Source organism: Salinirubellus salinus, from assembly GCF_025231485.1.
Lineage (GTDB): Archaea > Halobacteriota > Halobacteria > Halobacteriales > Haloarculaceae > Salinirubellus > Salinirubellus salinus.
In genome coordinates, this window is record NZ_CP104003.1 from 2,286,979 (window position 1) to 2,302,338 (window position 15,360).

A 15,360-nucleotide genomic window follows, 5' to 3' on the forward strand; every position below is an offset into this window, starting at 1 on the left:
ACTTCCGCCGACCACTCCTCCGTTCGGCTGATGGAGTACCTCGAGCGCCGGCGGACCGCCATCGAGGAGCGACTGGAGGCCGTCCTCGACGGCGTCGAACCCGAGGCGCTCACCGAGCAGGTCCGACACGTCTCGCTGTCGGGGGGCAAGCGCGTCCGCCCGATGGTGACGGTGCTCTCCTGCGAGTCGCTGGGTGGGGACCCCGGCCTCGACGGCGGGCGCGGGACCGCCGTCGACTACGCCGTCGGCATCGAACTCGTCCACAACGCCTCGCTCGTGGTGGACGACATCATCGACGCCGCGGACCTCCGGCGCGGGGTCACGGCGGCCCACGTCGAGTACGGTCACAGCGCCGCAATCCTCGCCTCGGACGGCCTGCTCGGCGAGGCGTTCGCCCTGTTCTCGGCCGACGAGGCGGCGATGCAGGCGGTCAGCGACGCGATGGTCGAACTCGGGATGGGCGAGGCCACCGAACTGGTCGCCCAGCCGTCGAACGAGGCGGAGTACATGCAACTCGCCCGGCGGAAGACGGGGGCGCTGTTCCGGGCGGCCGCGGAGCTGGGCGCGGTGGCCGCGGGCGCCGACCCCTACACGCAGGAGGCGTTCGGCGAGTACGCCGAGCGCGTGGGCGTGGCGTTCCAGATCCGCGACGACGTGCTGGACGAGATCGCCGACCCCGAGGAACTCGGGAAACCGACGGGCCACGACGAGGAGATGGAGCGACCCTCCATCGTGCAGGTGACCGACCTGAGCCCGGAGGAGGCGAACCAGCGGGCGCGCGACGAGTCCGACCGGGCGTTGCGGGCGCTGGAGTCCGCGGACCTGCAGGAGTCGCGAGGAGCCGACTACCTGCGCGACCTCGCGGAGTTCGTCGTGGTCAGGGAGAAGTAGGACGGGTCGGTCGCCGGGCGCGGCTCAGTCCGCCCGGAGGCCGTCGAACGACGTCGCGCGCTCGGCCGGCACGGGCGTCGTCACCAGCGAGACGCCGACGGTCAGCACGAGACCCAGCAGCATCCCGACGACGCTCGCCGACCAGCCGCCGAGGTACGTCGAGGGGATCTGTACGAGAAAGACGCTCGCGAGGTAGAACGCCTGCGTGCCGACGATGCCGGCGAGCATCCCGGCGCGGGTGGTCCGGGTCCAGTAGAGCGCGACGATGACCGGGAGCGCGAGCTGGGCGAAGCCGCCGAACGCCGTGTCGCCGATCTGGACGATGGTCCCCTCCGCGAACAGCGAGGCGACGAACGACCCGAGCGCGAAGACGGCGACGCCGATGCGGCCCACGAGCGCCTCGCGGTCACCGCTCCCGAGTGCCCCGCGGAGCCGCTGGACCGGCCGGTAGACGTCACGGGTGAGGTACGAGGCCCCCGACAGGAGCATCGAGTCCGACGAGGACATCATCGCGGCGAGCGCGCCGGCGATGACGAGCGCGGCGAACCACGCGGGCGTGTACTCGTTGAGCAGCGCGGGGACGACGTTGCCACCCTCGGGGACCGTCACCCCGAGGCCGGCCGCCCACGCGCCCAGCATGAACGCCGGGACGAACAGCAGGAGGACCAGCACCGGCCAGAGCGCGAACGTGCGCTGGAGCACCTGCTTCGAGCGCGCGGCGAAGAACCGCTGGTTGATCTGCGGGAACATCGTCACGCCGAAGGCGATGGAGATGGCCGTCGAGAGCATCCACTCGGGGGTGTAGAGGCCACCGCCGAGCGCGGCGAACTCGGGCTGGTTCGTGGCCATCGCGGCCGTGGCCTCACCGAGGCCACCGACCGCGGCGAGCACCCACGCGACGGCGCCCCAGACGAGCACCAGCATGAACGCCCCCTGGATGGTGTCGGTCCACGCGACGCCGCGCATCCCGCTGACGACGACGTAGAGCACCATGAACAGGGTGATGCCGCCGGCGCCGACCCAGAACGGGATGGCCCCGTCCGTGAGACCCACGATGGCCTGCCCGGCCCCCTTCTGCTGGAGCATCACGTACGGGAACAGCCAGAACAGCGAGAACCCGGCGACGAGGACGCGGAGCCCCGTCGAGTCGAAGCGGTCCCCGAGCATCTCGCCGAGGGTGACGTAGCCGTGTTCCTTCCCGACGAGCCACTGTCGGTAGCCGACGACGTACCAGAGGACGGCGAACAGCACGCCGTCCATCAGCCCCATCACGAGGATCCACTCGGGACCCGCGCCGTAGGCGAGGTTGGGCCCGCCGAAGAAGGTGAACGCCGAGAGCAGCGTCGCGAACGTCGTGAACAGGAGGACGACAGTCCCCAGCGTACGGCCGGCGAGGTAGAAGTCCTCGGCCGAGCGGTCGGTGCGGCGGTAGGCGACGAGGCCCACCGCGACGGCGACCAGCAGGTAGGCACCGATGACGCCCACCTGGACGTACAGTTCGTTCACGGCGCCACCTCCACGGGGTCCGTCTCGACGCCCACGCCCCACGCGGTGCGGGCGAACACGGCGAACACGCCGGCGGTCAGCACCATCCACCCGACGTGCCACCAGAGCCACAGCGGCAGCCCGGCGACGACGCGCGCGTCGCCCCACAGGAACCACGGGACGGCGAGCGCCACCAGCACGAGCGCCACGATACCCCAAAGTACGGTCTTCGTACCACGCATGTGTACGCCACAGTATCCACACGCGAGCCTAATACTTGTCGCTCGTCACCGATACCGCGTTTCGAAGAATATTTTTCTTCAGTACGCACGGGGGCCGCGAACTCCGCGCACGGGCGGCCGGTTCCGACACCCGACGGTCCCTCGGAACCCGACGACGGCGCCACGGAGGCGAGCGCGACCGCCAGTGCACGTCCGTCCGTGGGTTTAAATCCGGACGGCGACTCCTGTATACTGGCCATGAGTTCACTCATGGAATCACCATCCACGCCCCGAACGGGGCAGTTCACCCATGCAGGACACGGCAAAATACCTCATCCACGCGGACATCGAGACCAGCGGCGTCGTCGAGCGCAACGACGTGGTCGGCGCGATATTCGGCCAGACGGAGGGCCTCCTCGGGGAGGAACTGGAGATACGGGACCTCCAGGACTCCTCGAAGGTGGGCCGCATCGACGTCGAAGTGACGAGCGAGAACGGTCGCTCGACCGGCGAACTCACCATCGCCACCTCGCTAGACAAGGTGGAGACGGCCATCCTCGCCGCAGCGCTGGAGACCATCGACCGGGTCGGCCCCTGTCGGTCCACCATCAGCGTCCGCTCCATCGAGGACGTCCGGGCCGCCAAGCGACGTGAGGTCGTCGAGCGGGCGAAACGCCTGCTCGCCGAGTCGTTCGACGGCGCGGTGATGAGCAGCGACGAGCTCGTCGAGGAGGTGCGTAACGCGGTCCGGGTCGCCGACATCACGGAGTACGAAGGGTACCCGGCCGGCCCGCGGGTCGCGGACAGCGACGCCATCATCGTCGTCGAGGGCCGCGCGGACGTCCTCCAGCTCCTGAAGTACGGCGTGAAGAACGCCGTCGCCGTCGAGGGGACGGACGTGCCGGAGGCCGTCGCCGGCCTGACGAAGGAGCGGACCGTCACGGCGTTCCTCGACGGCGACCGCGGGGGCGACCTCATCCTGAAGGAGCTCGCGCAGGTCGGCGACGTGGACTTCGTCGCGCTGGCGCCGCCCGCCCGCTCGGTGGAGGACCTCGAACGGCACGAGGTGATGGCCGCGCTCCGCGAGAAGGTGCCCTACGAGGTGGCCGTCGAGGCGGGCGAGGAGGCCGTCACCGCGACCGACGGGAGCGTCAGACCCGCGCCCGAGGCCGACGCCGAGGAACCCACGGTGACCCCGGAGACCCCGGCGGCGCCCGACGAGCCAGTCGCCGACGAGTCGGCCGAGGCGGCGGACGACGAGGAGGCACAGGCCGAGGCGGCCGACGAGGGCGAGGACGCGGGCGAGAGCGAACGGGCCGACCCCGACCCGGAGACGCTCGGCGGGCACGTCCGTGCGGTCCGCGAGAGCGGGACCGTCCGCCTGCTCGACGGGGAGTTCGAGGAACTCGGGAGCGGGAACGCCGAGAGCGCGTTCGACCTGCTCCGGGAGGCCGACCCGGTCCCCGAGGTGGTCGTCCTCGACGGGACGCTCGAACAGCGGTTGCTCGACGTCTGCGCCCAGCGCGGCGTCGAACAGGTCGTCGCCCGCGCCACCGGCGAGTTCGTCAAACAGCCCGCGAGCGTCCGTATCCGCACGTTCGAGGGCCTGCTCCACCCGCCGGAACCCGACGGGGCGCAGGCCTAGGAGTCGAGCGAGCGCCCCAGTCTGACCCCGTCCTGGGTCCTGTCCGCCGTCTCGTAGTGTGCGGGCAGTCGCTCGACCAGGTCGAAGCCCGCGTCGCGGTAGAACGCCCGCGCCCGGTCGTCCGCCGCGCGCGTCGTCAGTTCGAGTCGGTCGTGGTCCGCCACCCGCCGAGCGGCCGCCTCGAGGAGCGCCCGGCCGTGCCCCCGGCGCCGGTGGCCGGGCGCGACGGCGAGTTCGGCGAGGTAGGCGACCCGACCCGCCTCGTCGGGAAGGACGAGAGCGTAGCCGACGGGCGACCTCGCTGGCGTCTCGACGGCGACGAGCGCGACGGCGGGGCCGCGGACCCCGAACGCGAGGAGCCGTGCCGAGGAGTCGGGGAGCGCCACCGCTCGGATGGTCTCCAACCGGGGGAGGTCCGCGTCCGTCGCGTCGCGTATCATCGGCGCGGTCAGAGCGCGACGGCGCCGACGGCGAGCGCGAGGAGCGCGGCCGCCACCGCGCCGCCGAGCGTGGCGAGGAAGTTCACCGACTGGTTGTCGAGCGACTCACCCTCCAGCGTGGCGCCGAGGAGGCTGTCGACGGTCATCCCGACGAACCCCGCGGCCACCACCGTCGCGGTGGCGGCCGGGCCGAGGTCGAAGAAGACCGCCGCGATGCCGGCGATGACACCCGCTGCGGCGATACCGACCACCTCGCCCTGCCACGTCACCGCGCCGTCGGTGCCGGCGGGGACGCGCTCGAACGTCGTGATGAGCCGTGGGTCGTCGTAGAGGCCGCCGATCTCCGAGGAGAACGTGTCGGCCATCGCCGTGGCGACGCTCCCGGCGAACGCGAAGCGGAACAGTTCCGGCGGGAGACCCACGGTCCCGCTCGCGGCGAACGCGAGGACGGCGACGAGTGCCACCGCGGAGTTCGCGAGGACGTTCCCCGACCCGCGGGCGCCCTCGTTGGCCTCGGCGATGCCCCGCTGCGCCTTCTCGTCGTAGCGGAACTTCGAGGCCAGCCCGCCGAGGCCGAAGAAGGTGACGAGCAGGGCGAACCAGCCGTATCCCCCGAGGACGATGGCGAGCAGCGCGAGGAGGACGCCGGTGAGCATCCCCTCGAGCGAGGCCGTCTCCAGCGCGTAGGCGACGTAGCCCAGCAGGACGGTCACGACCACCCCGACGGCGACGCGGGTGGGGCCGACGACGACGCCGAGTTCGAGCAGACCCCAGAGGAACAGGGCGCTGGAGACCATCACGAGCGGGTCGTCGCGTTCGAACAGCATCGACCGGAGGAGGGCGGCGAACAGCGCGGCGGCGGCGGCGAGGAACACCACGAGCGCCGGGGCGAGCGGCGACCCGAGGAGGAGCCCGACCGCGAGGACGCCGCCGACGCCGCCGACGGTGCCGCCGGCGGCGAACGCACCCACCGCGAGGAACGGGTCGGCGCCCGCGGCACGCGCGACGGCCTGCAGGAGGTTCCCCGAGACGAGGACGGCGATCCCCCCGACGTACGCCTCGGCGGGGAGGCCGAACTGCGTCGCGAGGAGGGCGAGGCCCGCGGCGGCCAGCGCGAAGCCAGCGAGACCGTAGAGCCGCCCCTCCTCGTAGTCGCCGGGGCGGGCCAGCAGGTCGAACAGCGCACCCTCGTCGACGACGTAGAGCGCGGCGGCCGCCACCAGGACGAACGGGAGGGTGGCCGCGGCGGTGACCACGGCCTCGTCGAAGCGGCCGGCGAGCGCCGGCACGAGGAGCGAGAGTGCACCCACCGCGGCGAACGCACCCGCTCGCCGCACGTTCCCCGTCACGGCACGTCGGTTCCCCCGAGACGCACTTAACCATCCCGGTGGCCGACCGGTCGACCACCCGCCAGCGTCGGGGTCGCTCGCGGCCGTGTGCCCGACCACGGCTCTGACGCCGACCACGGGACTTAGGCCGGGGGGCGTCGGAGTGGACCGCGTGGGACTGTACGACCGCTATCTCGCGATGCGCGTCCGCCGGAGCGGCGCCAGCCTCCCCGAACGGGTGGCGCTGGTCATCACCGAGCGCGACCTGCTCGAACCGGGCGCCTACGGGACGCTCACCGACTTCCTCGGCTGGGCGTTCGAGCACGGCGCCGAGCGGGTGATGGTCTCCGTCTCCGTCCTCGACCCCGAGGCGGTCCCGACGCTCCGGCGTGCGCTCTCGGACCTCGACGTGCCGTGGCCCATCGCCGTCCGCGGCCCGGACGACGAGGACCCGGCCACCGCCGACACCCCCGTCCAGGTGAACATCGGCCTCGGCGGGAAGGCGGAGTTCGCCACCGCCGTCCGCCGCGTCGCAGAGGCGGTGGAGGCGGGCGACCTCTCGCCCGAGGACGTCGACGCCGAGGACATCGAGGCGAGCCTCGTGTTCCCCGAGGACCCGGACCTCGTGGTGAAGACGGGGGCCGAACGGCTCTCCGACTTCATGATCTGGCAGTCCGTCTACTCCGAACTCTACTTCACGGACGTGAACTGGCGGGACTTCCGGGAGCGTGACTACCTCCGGGCGATCCGTGACTACCAGGAGCGACAGCGGCGATTCGGGAGGTAGCGATGCGACGACGCGCCCTCCTCGGTGCGTGTTCGCTCGCGGTGCTCCCCGGCTGTGGGGTCTTCCGCGGGCTGGACGCCGCGGCCGCCGCCGAGCCCGGTTCCGTCGCCATCCAGAACGACGACGACCGGGACCACCGCGTGACCGTGACCGTCGAGCAGGTGAGCGACGACGCCGAGGACGTGCCGCCGCCGAGCGCGGACCGGACGCCAGCGGCCGGGACCACGCGCTCCCGCGAGGCGACGTTCGAGGTGGCCGGCGGCGGGACGGTCCAGGAGACCGAGTTCGTCACGGAGCCGGGGGCGTACTTCGTCACGGTGGAACTGGAGACGGGCGCGCGAGCCACGACGTGGCTCGGACTGTCCGAGCGCGCGGCGGGTGGCGTCGCCGGGGAGAGACTGGAGGTCTACGTCGGCGGAGACGGTGACGTGACGGCGTTCTCCCCGAGTGCGGAGTGACGGGCAGGTCGAGGACGGGGCGGTGGTCGTGCGGTCGGCACGGAACGTCGACCGGGTCTAGTCCGCGACCTGTCCATCCTCGCCGTCCAGTTCCTCCACCTCGCCCGGCAGGGCGTCGCGGAACCGGGCGAGCACCTGCCGGGCCTCGACCAGTTCCACGTCCCCCAGCGACCGGACGAGCGCGAGCGCGCGTTCGGCCCGCGACTGACGCCACGAGGCCTGCCGGGACTCGTAGGTCCGGATGGCCCGCAGGAAGTCGACCCGTCGGAACTCGGGCCAGTACGGCGAGCAGAAGAAGACGGCGGCCTCGTTGCCGTTGGCGTGCCACGGGAGGAAGTTCGAGGTGCGCTCGTCGCCGCCGGTGCGGATGATGAGGTCGACGTCGCGGGCGGGACCGCGGTAGAGGCGCTCCTCGATGGCGGCGACGTCCACCTCGTCGGCCGAGAGGTCGCCGCGCTCGACGGCGCGGGCCACGTCGCGGGCGGCCGAGAGCAGTTCCGCGCGCCCGCCGTAGGCGAGCGCGACGTTCAGCGTGAAGCGGTCGTAGCCCGCCGTGCGACGCTCGGCGTAGTCGACGGCCTCGCGCACGCGAGCTGGCAGGCGGTCCACCTCGCCGATGGCGCGGATGCGGACCTCGCGGTCGTGCACCTCCTCGCGGTCGGCGAACTCGCGGAGTTTCGACTCGATGAGGTCGAACAGGTGTTCCTGTTGCTCGGGCGGGCGGTCGAAGTTCTCGGTCGAGAAGGCGTAGAGCGTGAGTTCCTCGACGCCGAGGTCCGCACACCAGTCGAGCATCCGCTCGGTTGTCCGGGCGCCCGCGCTGTAGCCGTCGGTGGCCTCGCCCCCCTCCTCGCGGGCGTACCGGCGGTTGCCGTCCTGGATGACGGCGACGTGTGCCGGTGCGCCGGAGAGTTCACGCTCCAGCAGTCGCTCGTAGACCCGCAGCACTCGGCGGCGCACGGCCTCCAACATCGTTCCGGGGTGGGTCGCCCCGAACTATGTACCTTGTGGCGTCACCGGGTCGCTGCCGGCCGGTTACCCCGGTCACCGACGAGTTTTTATAAGTCAATCGCCTCGTTCAGGGTGCAATGGCGACCGGCACGGTTGACTTCTTCAACGACACGGGCGGCTACGGCTTCATCACGACGGACGAGTCCGACGAGGACGTCTTCTTCCACATGGAGGACATCGGCGGGCCCGACCTCGAGGAGGGCCAGGAGGTCGAGTTCGAGATCACGCAGACCGACAAGGGTCCGCGCGCGAAGAACCTGACCCGTCTGTAGACGGCAGTCGAACGGTTCGAGAGACGTTCTCGGGGCCGGCCGGGGAGCGACAGCGTCGGCCGGCGCGAGCGGATTCGGAACCGGTATGCCCGTCCGGGGGCGACTCCGGGTATGACGGAGACGGCCGATGCCGACCTGTACCGGCGGGTGGAGGCGCTGCTGGAGCCCGGCGACATCCAGTTGAACGGGCTGGTGCTCCACACCGACCTGACGACCGAGGAGGAGTCGGTGCTCCACGAGCGGACGGTGGCCGTGGGCGACCTCATCGCCGAACACGCCACCGAGGAGGACACCTACATCTACTCGGGCAACGACGACCCCGACTTCGGGCTGAACCAGCATCAGGGGCTGACGCTGACCGGCGACGAGTTCGTCTGGGAGTGCCAGCAGCTCCTGCGCGACGGCACCTACGACGTCGTGTTCTACTACGAGGCGAGCGCGGACCAGGCGGCCATCCTCGAGGCCGTCGAGGCCGAGACGGGGGACCGCGTCGTCGGCATCGAGGGGTAGGGGGCAGCCGACACCCGACGTTCGCGCGGCGATCTCGCTGCCGCCCGACCGCGCGTCTCGGACACCGCTAACGCGAGGCTTATCCACCACCGACCCGGACCACTCCGTATGGAGACGGACGCCGACCTCGACCGGGTGGACCGGGCGGTGCTCAACGCTTTCCAGGGTGGGTTCCCGGTCTGCGAGCGGCCGTTCGACCCCGCGGCCGCGGCGCTATGCGAGCGAGGTATCGACGTGACCGCCGACGAGCTCCTCGAACGGGTGCGACGACTCGACGAGGACGGGGTCATCTCGCGGTTCGGCGCGCTGGTCAACGCCGAGGCCATCGGCGGGACCGCGACGCTCGTGGCGATGCACGCCCCGCCCGAGCGGTTCGACGAGGTGGCCGAACAGGTCAACGCCCACCGCGAGGTGGCACACAACTACGAGCGCGAGCACCCGCACCTCAACATGTGGTTCGTCGTCTCGGTCGCGGACAGCGACGAGGTGGACAGCGTCCTCGGCGACATCGAGGACGAGACGGGCCAGCCGACGTACAACATGCCGAAGGAACGCGAGTTCCACGTCGGCGCGAAGTTCCTGCTCGACGGCCCCATCCCCGACGGCGACGTGGACCTCTCACACCTCGGCCCCGACGTGGAACCGACGGACGCGACGACCATCACCCCCGAGGAGCGCGACCTCGTCGTGGAGATACAGGGTGGACTCCCGGTCACCGAGACGCCGTACGCCGACGTGGCCGACGCCATCGGCGCGGACCCCGAGTGGGTCCGCGCGACCGTCAAGCGGTTCGACCTGGAGGGGAAGGTCCGCCGCGTCGGGCTCGTCCCGAACCACTACGCGCTCGGCTACACGGAGAACGGGATGACCGTCTGGAACGTCCCCGACGATATCGTCGAGGAGGTCGGCCCCGAGATAGCGACGTTCGAGTTCGTCACGCACTGCTACCGCCGGCCGCGCCACGACGGCGTCTGGCCGTACAACTTCTTCGCGATGACCCACGGACGCTCGGAGGAGGAGAGCAAGGCCCGCATCGAGGAGGTGCGCCAGCGGATGGCCGAACACTGGGACGTGGGAGACGAGGACTGGGACTCGCTGTTCTCGACGCGCATCCTGAAGAAGACGGGCATCAGGCTGGAGGAACGCGCGGAGGCGAACACGGTCTGAATGATCCCCCTGCTCCACGACTTCACGGGCGAGACGGTGCTGGTGTTCGGCGGCGGCCCGGTCGGTGCCCGGAAGGCCCGTCGGTTCGCCGAGGAGGCTCGCGTCCTCGTCGTCAGTCCCGAGTTCTGCGACCGCTCGTTCGAGCCGAGCGAGCGGCGCCACCCCGACGCCGGCGTGGAGTTCGTCAGGGACGCCCCGGACCCCGAGGGGGTCGAGGGGTACGTCGAGCGGGTCGGCCCGGCGCTGGTCGTCGCGGCCACGGACTCGGCGGCGGTGAACGAGGCAGCCGTCGAGGCGGCTCGCGAGCGCGGGACACTGGTCAACCGAGCGGACGAACATGGCGGCCGCGAGGCTGGCAGCGTCGTCGTCCCGGCGACGGTCAGGGACGGGTCGGTGCTGGCCGCCGTGGCGACCGGCGGGCGGGCACCGGCGCTCTCGAAACACCTCCGCGAGCGCATCGAGTCCGACCTCGAAGGGGCGGGCGCGATGGCCGACCTGTTGGGCGAGCTACGGGAGGGGTTCCAGCGAACGGAGATGCCGCCTGAGCGCCGCCGAGCGGCCGTCAGGGCGATTCTCAGGGACGATAGTGTATGGAAGCATTTAGGTACGGACGGGGCCAAGGCCCGACGACTAGCCGAGGACGTCGCCGCAGACGTTCCGGGTGACACATCGTGACCACGCCGACAGGACTCATCTCCGGAGTGAGCGTCTCCCACCACTGCGGGGGTATCGACGACATCGGGGCGGTGAGTCACAGCACCCAGCAGGAGACCGTCGCGCGACTGCTGGGCCGGGAGGGGGTGACCGAGGCGTTCGTCGTCCAGACGTGTAACCGAGCGGAGGCGTTCGTCGTCGCGGACGACGCCGCCACCGGCCGCGCGGCGCTCGCCCCGTACGTCGACCCCGTCGACGAGGCCGTCGTCGACGAACTCGACCACGAGGCCAGCCTTCGACACCTGATGCGCGTCGCCGCGGGCCTCGAGTCGCTCGTCGTCGGCGAGGACCAGATCATCGGGCAACTCCGGGCCGCCTACGAGGACGCCCGCGCCGCCGGTGGCGTCGGCCCCGTCCTCGAGGAGGCCGTCGTGAAGGCCATCCGTGTCGGCGAACGGGCACGCACCGAGACGGCCATCAACGAGGGGGTCACCTCGCTCGGGAGCGCCGCGGTCCGGCTCGCCCGCGAGGAGATCGACCTCGAGCGGACCGCCGCACTCGTCGTCGGCGCCGGCGAGATGGGCGCGCTCGCGGCCCGCGCACTCGACGGCGTCGTGGAGCACGTCGTGATCGCGAACCGCTCGCTCGAGAACGCCGAACACCTCGCGGAGTCGCTCGACGGCCCGGCGAGCGTCGTCGGCCTCGACGCGGTCCCCATCGCACTCGCAGAGGCCGGTCTCGCCGTGACCGCCACCGCGAGCCCGGGGTACGTCCTCGACGCCGAGGCGCTGGCGAACGCGGGCGAGACGCTCGTCGTCGACCTCGCACAGCCACGCGACGTGGCCCCCGAGGCCGCCGACCTGGACACCGTGACGTTGCGCGACCTCGACACGCTCGAGGCGGTGACCGCGGAGACACGTGACCGCCGGCGCGAGGCCGCCGCCGCCGTCGAGGCCATCATCGACGAGGAGTTCGAGAACCTCGTCACCCAGTACAAGCGCAAGCGGGCCGACGAGGTCATCGCCGCGATGTACGAGGGCGCCGAGGAGACCAAGGAGCGAGAACTCCGCACCGCCGTCTCGCAGCTCGAGTCCGCCGGCGACCTGACCGACGAGCAACGCGAGGTGGTGGCGTCGCTCGCCGACGCCCTCGTCGGGCAACTGCTCGCCCCACCCACGCAGAGCCTCCGGGACGCCGCCGAGAACGACGACTGGTCGACCATCAACACCGCACTCCGGCTCTTCGGTCCGGGGCTCGACCTCGCCGACCAGGAACCCATCGAGACGGAAGCGCCCGCTCCGACGGCCACGGCCGACGTGGACCCCGAGGAGATCCCCGAGGGGGTACAGGACCGGATGCCAGAGCGGGTGCTTGAACGGCTCTCTGACGACTAAGCAACCACTTTTTGCACGCGAGGCGTGGCTCCGCCGCGCCTCGCGGCAAAACCGTGGGGAAGAACGCTCCTCGCGCCTGCGGCGCTCGGCGTACGCTGGTGGATATCTGTGTGGTGGTCCCGTGCAGAAGACCCCTCGCTCGCCGGCGCCGGACGCCGCCCCGGTCAGTCGTCGTGTTCGGACCAGTAGTTGAGCCACTCGGCGAGGCCACCGCGCATCCCGTCGACGCTGACCCGGACGGTGCCGTCGAGTCCCCACCGGGCGAACGGAGCGTCGTCGCCGTAGCGGAGCGGCACGTCCACCTCGAACTCCTCGAAGGTCGCCTCCAGGTCCTCGGCCTCGTCTATCTGAGCATCGAGGACGTCCTCGATGGCGTCCATCCACGTATACTCGAGGGCGGCCGGTTCGCTCCCCGGCCGGGCGCTATCGGACATGCGCGAGAGTTCCCTCGCTCCGTGCTAAACAGTTTCGTTGGCTCCAACCTCGTGAGAGCGTGCCGGCCCGGGGTTTCGTTCGCCACGACGGCCGACCGAACCGAGCACACCAGCGTACGTCGAGCGCCGCGCGAAGTGCAAAACGTAGTGGGCGAGAAGTGGCTGTTTAACGAGCGGCCCGCGGCCCACGCGAGGACCGCTTCACCTCGAAGACGGCCGCCGCGGCGAGTTCGTGGGCGAACGCGTCGTCGACGTCGGTCGAGAGGTTGGCGCTGACCACGGACCCGGCCGGGGGACGGACGGCGACGGTGGCCCGCGGCCCGTCGGCGCCGTCGACGATCTCGCTGCCCACGACGAACTCGTCGGGGAGTAACGCACGCGTCTCGGCGGTGACCGACGCGACCGAGCGCCGCAGCGCGCGGCGTTGCTCCGCGTCCAACTCGGTCTCGGGGAGCCCCGCGTAGGGGGTGTTTCCGTGCATGTAGGTCTGTCACCCTCGTAGCGGTGACGCGGGTATAAAGGCGTCGTCCACGGCGACAGCCGCCCTCAGCACAACGGCTCGCTCTCTCCGTACACCGCGAGGACGAGCGCCGTGACGTATCGGTCGGGGTCGGGGTCGGCGGTGACGAGGCGGAGGCCGTCCTCGCCGTCCCACGTCCGGTCGGGCCGGAGCGACCGGCCGTGTTCGAGGCCGTCCTCGACGCGCCGGCGGACGGCGTCGGGGTCCGTCCCGCCGGACTCGTAGAAGATGCCCGGTCCCTCCGCAGACCGCGACCAGCCGAGGGCGGCGGCAGCCGTCCCCTCCGCGCCGGGGGCGAGCGTGGCCCGACCCTGGACGACCGTGAGGCCGTTGCCGGCCGGGCCGAGGTCGGGCGCCTCGCCGACCACCTCGACGCGGGCGTCACCGGGGAGGACCGACGAGACCGTGACGAGGTTGTAGTCGTGGACGTTCGCCGCTGCGAGCGCCGCGTCGTACGAGGCCGTGGCCGTCGGGCCGGTGGCAGTCCCCCAGACGACGCGGACGAGTCCCATATCTGGTCGTGGGGGATTCGGGGCGAAGGGGGTTACGGTTCGGGACGACACGGGGCAGTCGGCGCCGGGCGTGGGCGGGGCTGTGATAGCCGCCGGGCTAGTGGACCTCCCGCCGAATCGTCACCGTCTCCCGTGACTCGAGGACCACCCAGAGACGGTGCAGTCCACTGTCGGCGTCGACGGTTCGGCTGGCGGTCGAGCCGGTGTCGAGCGTCACGGTCACGTCGGCAGTCGCGGGGTCCGCCCCCTCGCGCGGGAGGGCCTCGGTGAACGTCCTGGAGTCGTCGGCGCCGACCGCGACCCGGCGGTCGAAGGGGGTGGACCCGTCGGCCAGTTCGACGGTGACAGTCGGGGTGAGGTCGACGGTCGCATCGCTGTCGACGAACAGTTCGGAGCGGTGATGTCGGCCCGCGAGCGCGGTCCGCGGGTCGACACAGCCGGCGGTGAGGAGAGCGAGCGATGAGGCGCCGAGGCTAGCGAGGAGGCCTCGTCTGGAGGGGCGGCGCATACAGGTGCCGAGACAGGGCGAAGTAAGTGTCTTCTCCCGCTACTCCAGCAGCGAGGGGTCGTTCTCGACCATGTAGAGGGTGCGTGCGGCGACGTTCACCGCGTGGTCGCCGACGCGTTCGAGGTCACGGACCGTCAGCAGGAGTCGGGAGACGTCCTGCATCAGCCGCTCGATGTCCGCGTCGCTCTGGTCACCCTCGAGTTCCGTCTCGATGAGTTCGCGGACGACGGCGTCGGTGGCGCGTTCGCACATCGCGTCCACCTCGTCGTCGCGCTCGGCGACGGCGAAGCAGGCCTCCACGTCGTCCCGTGCGTAGGCGTCCATCGCGTCCTCGAGCATCTCGGCGACGGCCTGGCCGATGGCCTGCACGTCGACGTCCGGGAAGCGGTCGTAGTGGGCGTCGAGGGTGTAGGCACCGAGGTTGGTCGCGAGGTCGGCGACCCGTTCGAGGTCCGTGAGGATCTTGAACGAGGCCGCCACGAGCCGGAGGTCGCCGGCAACGGGCTGTTGGAGCGCCAGCAGGTCGATACACTCACCCTCGAGGTCGAGGTACATCTCGTTGATCTCCTCGTCACCCTCGATGACCTCGTGGGCGAGGGCCTCGTCCTTCGCCTCGAGCGCGTCGAGGCCGGTGCGGAGTCGCTCCGAGACGACCTCCGACATGAACAGGACGTCCTCGCGGAGGTCCGCGAGCGACTGCTGGTAGGATTCGCGTGGCATGGTGTCTGGTCCCGGATTTTCTACATATACCTATATACCTTTGGATAGCTACAGGCCGAGGAGGCCGCCGACGGGCCCGAGGAGGCCGAGCACCCAGAGGATGGCGGCGACGACCGCCGCGACGACGACGATCTTCCACGCGATGCGGAGGACGATGCGCGCGACGAGGATGACCACCGCGACGATGAGGAGGGTCGTGAGGATGCCGGGGAGCGAGAACAGTCCCTCCATCTGCAGGGGAAGCGGGGGGAGCGTGAGCGGGTTGAGCATGGACGAAGCGTCACCGTGCTGGTGGTTAAGCGTACTGGCCCCGTCCGTGGGTCTCACCCCCACACGACGTCGGACGGGCGTCACGCGCCCGACTGACACGCGGCGTTCGGAACCCCCCTTTCGTTCGCCTGCG

Annotated in this window: 20 protein-coding genes; 9 read left to right on the forward strand and 11 right to left on the reverse strand. The window is 71.2% G+C overall.

Features of this window, described 5'->3' with window-relative positions; all coding sequences use genetic code 11:
• The first annotated feature begins 30 nt into the window (after positions 1 to 30).
• Positions 31 to 891 carry a polyprenyl synthetase family protein gene (locus N0B31_RS12235; RefSeq protein WP_260591912.1) on the forward strand — a complete coding sequence of 287 codons (861 nt, stop codon included), beginning with the start codon at positions 31 to 33 and terminating at the stop codon, positions 889 to 891.
• Positions 892 to 915: 24 nt separating this feature from the next.
• Here N0B31_RS12235 and N0B31_RS12240 read toward each other — a convergent pair whose 3' ends face one another.
• Both N0B31_RS12240 and N0B31_RS12245 read right to left on the reverse strand, forming a co-directional pair.
• Entirely contained in the window at positions 916 to 2,397 is a 1,482-nt protein-coding gene (locus N0B31_RS12240) for a sodium:solute symporter family protein (protein ID WP_260591913.1), read from the reverse strand.
• Positions 2,394 to 2,618: a DUF3311 domain-containing protein gene (locus tag N0B31_RS12245; protein WP_260591914.1), complete on the reverse strand. Its 225-nt coding sequence runs from the start codon at positions 2,616 to 2,618 to the stop codon at positions 2,394 to 2,396. The genes N0B31_RS12240 and N0B31_RS12245 overlap by 4 nt, the downstream gene beginning before the upstream one ends.
• 289 nt (positions 2,619 to 2,907) lie before the next feature.
• Between N0B31_RS12245 and dnaG the strand changes: the two genes are divergently transcribed.
• Positions 2,908 to 4,242 (forward strand): DNA primase DnaG, encoded by a 1,335-nt coding sequence (gene dnaG / locus N0B31_RS12250; protein ID WP_260591915.1) that lies wholly within the window; start codon positions 2,908 to 2,910, stop codon positions 4,240 to 4,242.
• Here the strand turns inward: dnaG and N0B31_RS12255 are convergent.
• Positions 4,239 to 4,682, reverse strand: a complete 444-nt coding sequence (locus N0B31_RS12255) for a GNAT family N-acetyltransferase (RefSeq protein ID WP_260591916.1) — start codon at positions 4,680 to 4,682, stop codon at positions 4,239 to 4,241. The genes dnaG and N0B31_RS12255 overlap by 4 nt on opposite strands.
• An 8-nt stretch (positions 4,683 to 4,690) precedes the next feature.
• Complete coding sequence (locus tag N0B31_RS12260; RefSeq protein ID WP_260591917.1) at positions 4,691 to 6,031, reverse strand: DUF92 domain-containing protein; 1,341 nt, start codon at positions 6,029 to 6,031, stop codon at positions 4,691 to 4,693.
• Positions 6,032 to 6,182: 151 nt separating this feature from the next.
• Between N0B31_RS12260 and N0B31_RS12265 the strand changes: the two genes are divergently transcribed.
• Both N0B31_RS12265 and N0B31_RS12270 read left to right on the forward strand, forming a co-directional pair.
• Positions 6,183 to 6,797, forward strand: a complete 615-nt coding sequence (locus N0B31_RS12265) for an undecaprenyl diphosphate synthase family protein (RefSeq protein ID WP_260591918.1) — start codon at positions 6,183 to 6,185, stop codon at positions 6,795 to 6,797.
• Positions 6,798 to 6,799: 2 nt separating this feature from the next.
• Positions 6,800 to 7,255, forward strand: coding sequence for a hypothetical protein (locus N0B31_RS12270; protein ID WP_260591919.1), 456 nt, complete (start codon positions 6,800 to 6,802; stop codon positions 7,253 to 7,255).
• 57 nt (positions 7,256 to 7,312) lie between these two features.
• On the opposite strand, the gene uppS is transcribed toward N0B31_RS12270, so the two are convergent.
• The gene (uppS, locus tag N0B31_RS12275) at positions 7,313 to 8,227 is read right to left on the reverse strand and encodes a polyprenyl diphosphate synthase (RefSeq protein WP_260591920.1); all 915 of its coding nucleotides are present in this window, start codon (positions 8,225 to 8,227) and stop codon (positions 7,313 to 7,315) included.
• A gap of 116 nt (positions 8,228 to 8,343) precedes the next feature.
• Between uppS and N0B31_RS12280 the strand changes: the two genes are divergently transcribed.
• From N0B31_RS12280 to hemA, 5 genes are all read left to right on the forward strand, one after another.
• Positions 8,344 to 8,538, forward strand: a complete 195-nt coding sequence (locus tag N0B31_RS12280; RefSeq protein WP_260591921.1) for a cold-shock protein — start codon at positions 8,344 to 8,346, stop codon at positions 8,536 to 8,538.
• A gap of 111 nt (positions 8,539 to 8,649) precedes the next feature.
• Complete coding sequence (locus N0B31_RS12285) at positions 8,650 to 9,048, forward strand: DUF5778 family protein (protein WP_260591922.1); 399 nt, start codon at positions 8,650 to 8,652, stop codon at positions 9,046 to 9,048.
• A 108-nt stretch (positions 9,049 to 9,156) separates the two neighbouring features.
• Positions 9,157 to 10,215, forward strand: coding sequence for a siroheme decarboxylase subunit beta (gene ahbB, locus N0B31_RS12290; protein ID WP_260591923.1), 1,059 nt, complete (start codon positions 9,157 to 9,159; stop codon positions 10,213 to 10,215).
• A complete protein-coding gene (locus N0B31_RS12295; protein ID WP_260591924.1) occupies positions 10,216 to 10,890 on the forward strand; it encodes a precorrin-2 dehydrogenase/sirohydrochlorin ferrochelatase family protein in 675 nt (224 codons plus the stop codon).
• Positions 10,887 to 12,263, forward strand: a complete 1,377-nt coding sequence (hemA, locus tag N0B31_RS12300) for a glutamyl-tRNA reductase (protein ID WP_260591925.1) — start codon at positions 10,887 to 10,889, stop codon at positions 12,261 to 12,263. Before N0B31_RS12295 ends, hemA begins: the two co-directional genes overlap by 4 nt.
• Positions 12,264 to 12,427: 164 nt before the next feature.
• Here the strand turns inward: hemA and N0B31_RS12305 are convergent, their stop codons facing one another.
• The 6 genes from N0B31_RS12305 to N0B31_RS12330 form a co-directional block, all read right to left on the reverse strand.
• On the reverse strand, positions 12,428 to 12,697 hold the full coding sequence (locus N0B31_RS12305) for a hypothetical protein (protein ID WP_260591926.1): 270 nt from the start codon (positions 12,695 to 12,697) through the stop codon (positions 12,428 to 12,430).
• 166 nt (positions 12,698 to 12,863) lie between these two features.
• On the reverse strand, positions 12,864 to 13,178 hold the full coding sequence (locus N0B31_RS12310; protein WP_260591927.1) for a DUF5811 family protein: 315 nt from the start codon (positions 13,176 to 13,178) through the stop codon (positions 12,864 to 12,866).
• 65 nt (positions 13,179 to 13,243) lie between these two features.
• Complete coding sequence (locus tag N0B31_RS12315; protein WP_260591928.1) at positions 13,244 to 13,729, reverse strand: pyruvoyl-dependent arginine decarboxylase; 486 nt, start codon at positions 13,727 to 13,729, stop codon at positions 13,244 to 13,246.
• Positions 13,730 to 13,826: 97 nt separating this feature from the next.
• Entirely contained in the window at positions 13,827 to 14,237 is a 411-nt protein-coding gene (locus N0B31_RS12320) for a hypothetical protein (RefSeq protein ID WP_260591929.1), read from the reverse strand.
• A gap of 39 nt (positions 14,238 to 14,276) precedes the next feature.
• Complete coding sequence (gene phoU, locus N0B31_RS12325; RefSeq protein ID WP_260591930.1) at positions 14,277 to 14,957, reverse strand: phosphate signaling complex protein PhoU; 681 nt, start codon at positions 14,955 to 14,957, stop codon at positions 14,277 to 14,279.
• 48 nt (positions 14,958 to 15,005) lie between these two features.
• Positions 15,006 to 15,227, reverse strand: a complete 222-nt coding sequence (locus tag N0B31_RS12330; protein WP_260591931.1) for a DUF8029 family protein — start codon at positions 15,225 to 15,227, stop codon at positions 15,006 to 15,008.
• Positions 15,228 to 15,360 lie beyond the last annotated feature (133 nt).

Excerpts from the sequence above, each read along its gene's own strand:
- dnaG (WP_260591915.1), top strand. The coding sequence starts at position 2,908 with ATGCAGGACACGGCAAAATACCTCATCCACGCGGACATCGAGACCAGC.
- N0B31_RS12295 (WP_260591924.1), top strand. The coding sequence starts at position 10,216 with ATGATCCCCCTGCTCCACGACTTCACGGGCGAGACGGTGCTGGTGTTC.
- N0B31_RS12305 (WP_260591926.1), bottom strand. The coding sequence starts at position 12,697 with ATGTCCGATAGCGCCCGGCCGGGGAGCGAACCGGCCGCCCTCGAGTAT.
- N0B31_RS12310 (WP_260591927.1), bottom strand. The coding sequence starts at position 13,178 with ATGCACGGAAACACCCCCTACGCGGGGCTCCCCGAGACCGAGTTGGAC.
- N0B31_RS12255 (WP_260591916.1), bottom strand. The coding sequence starts at position 4,682 with ATGATACGCGACGCGACGGACGCGGACCTCCCCCGGTTGGAGACCATC.
- N0B31_RS12280 (WP_260591921.1), top strand. The coding sequence starts at position 8,344 with ATGGCGACCGGCACGGTTGACTTCTTCAACGACACGGGCGGCTACGGC.
- N0B31_RS12330 (WP_260591931.1), bottom strand. The coding sequence starts at position 15,227 with ATGCTCAACCCGCTCACGCTCCCCCCGCTTCCCCTGCAGATGGAGGGA.
- ahbB (WP_260591923.1), top strand. The coding sequence starts at position 9,157 with ATGGAGACGGACGCCGACCTCGACCGGGTGGACCGGGCGGTGCTCAAC.
- N0B31_RS12315 (WP_260591928.1), bottom strand. The coding sequence starts at position 13,729 with ATGGGACTCGTCCGCGTCGTCTGGGGGACTGCCACCGGCCCGACGGCC.
- N0B31_RS12320 (WP_260591929.1), bottom strand. The coding sequence starts at position 14,237 with ATGCGCCGCCCCTCCAGACGAGGCCTCCTCGCTAGCCTCGGCGCCTCA.
- phoU (WP_260591930.1), bottom strand. The coding sequence starts at position 14,957 with ATGCCACGCGAATCCTACCAGCAGTCGCTCGCGGACCTCCGCGAGGAC.
- N0B31_RS12245 (WP_260591914.1), bottom strand. The coding sequence starts at position 2,618 with ATGCGTGGTACGAAGACCGTACTTTGGGGTATCGTGGCGCTCGTGCTG.
- N0B31_RS12270 (WP_260591919.1), top strand. The coding sequence starts at position 6,800 with ATGCGACGACGCGCCCTCCTCGGTGCGTGTTCGCTCGCGGTGCTCCCC.
- N0B31_RS12235 (WP_260591912.1), top strand. The coding sequence starts at position 31 with ATGGAGTACCTCGAGCGCCGGCGGACCGCCATCGAGGAGCGACTGGAG.
- uppS (WP_260591920.1), bottom strand. The coding sequence starts at position 8,227 with ATGTTGGAGGCCGTGCGCCGCCGAGTGCTGCGGGTCTACGAGCGACTG.
- N0B31_RS12285 (WP_260591922.1), top strand. The coding sequence starts at position 8,650 with ATGACGGAGACGGCCGATGCCGACCTGTACCGGCGGGTGGAGGCGCTG.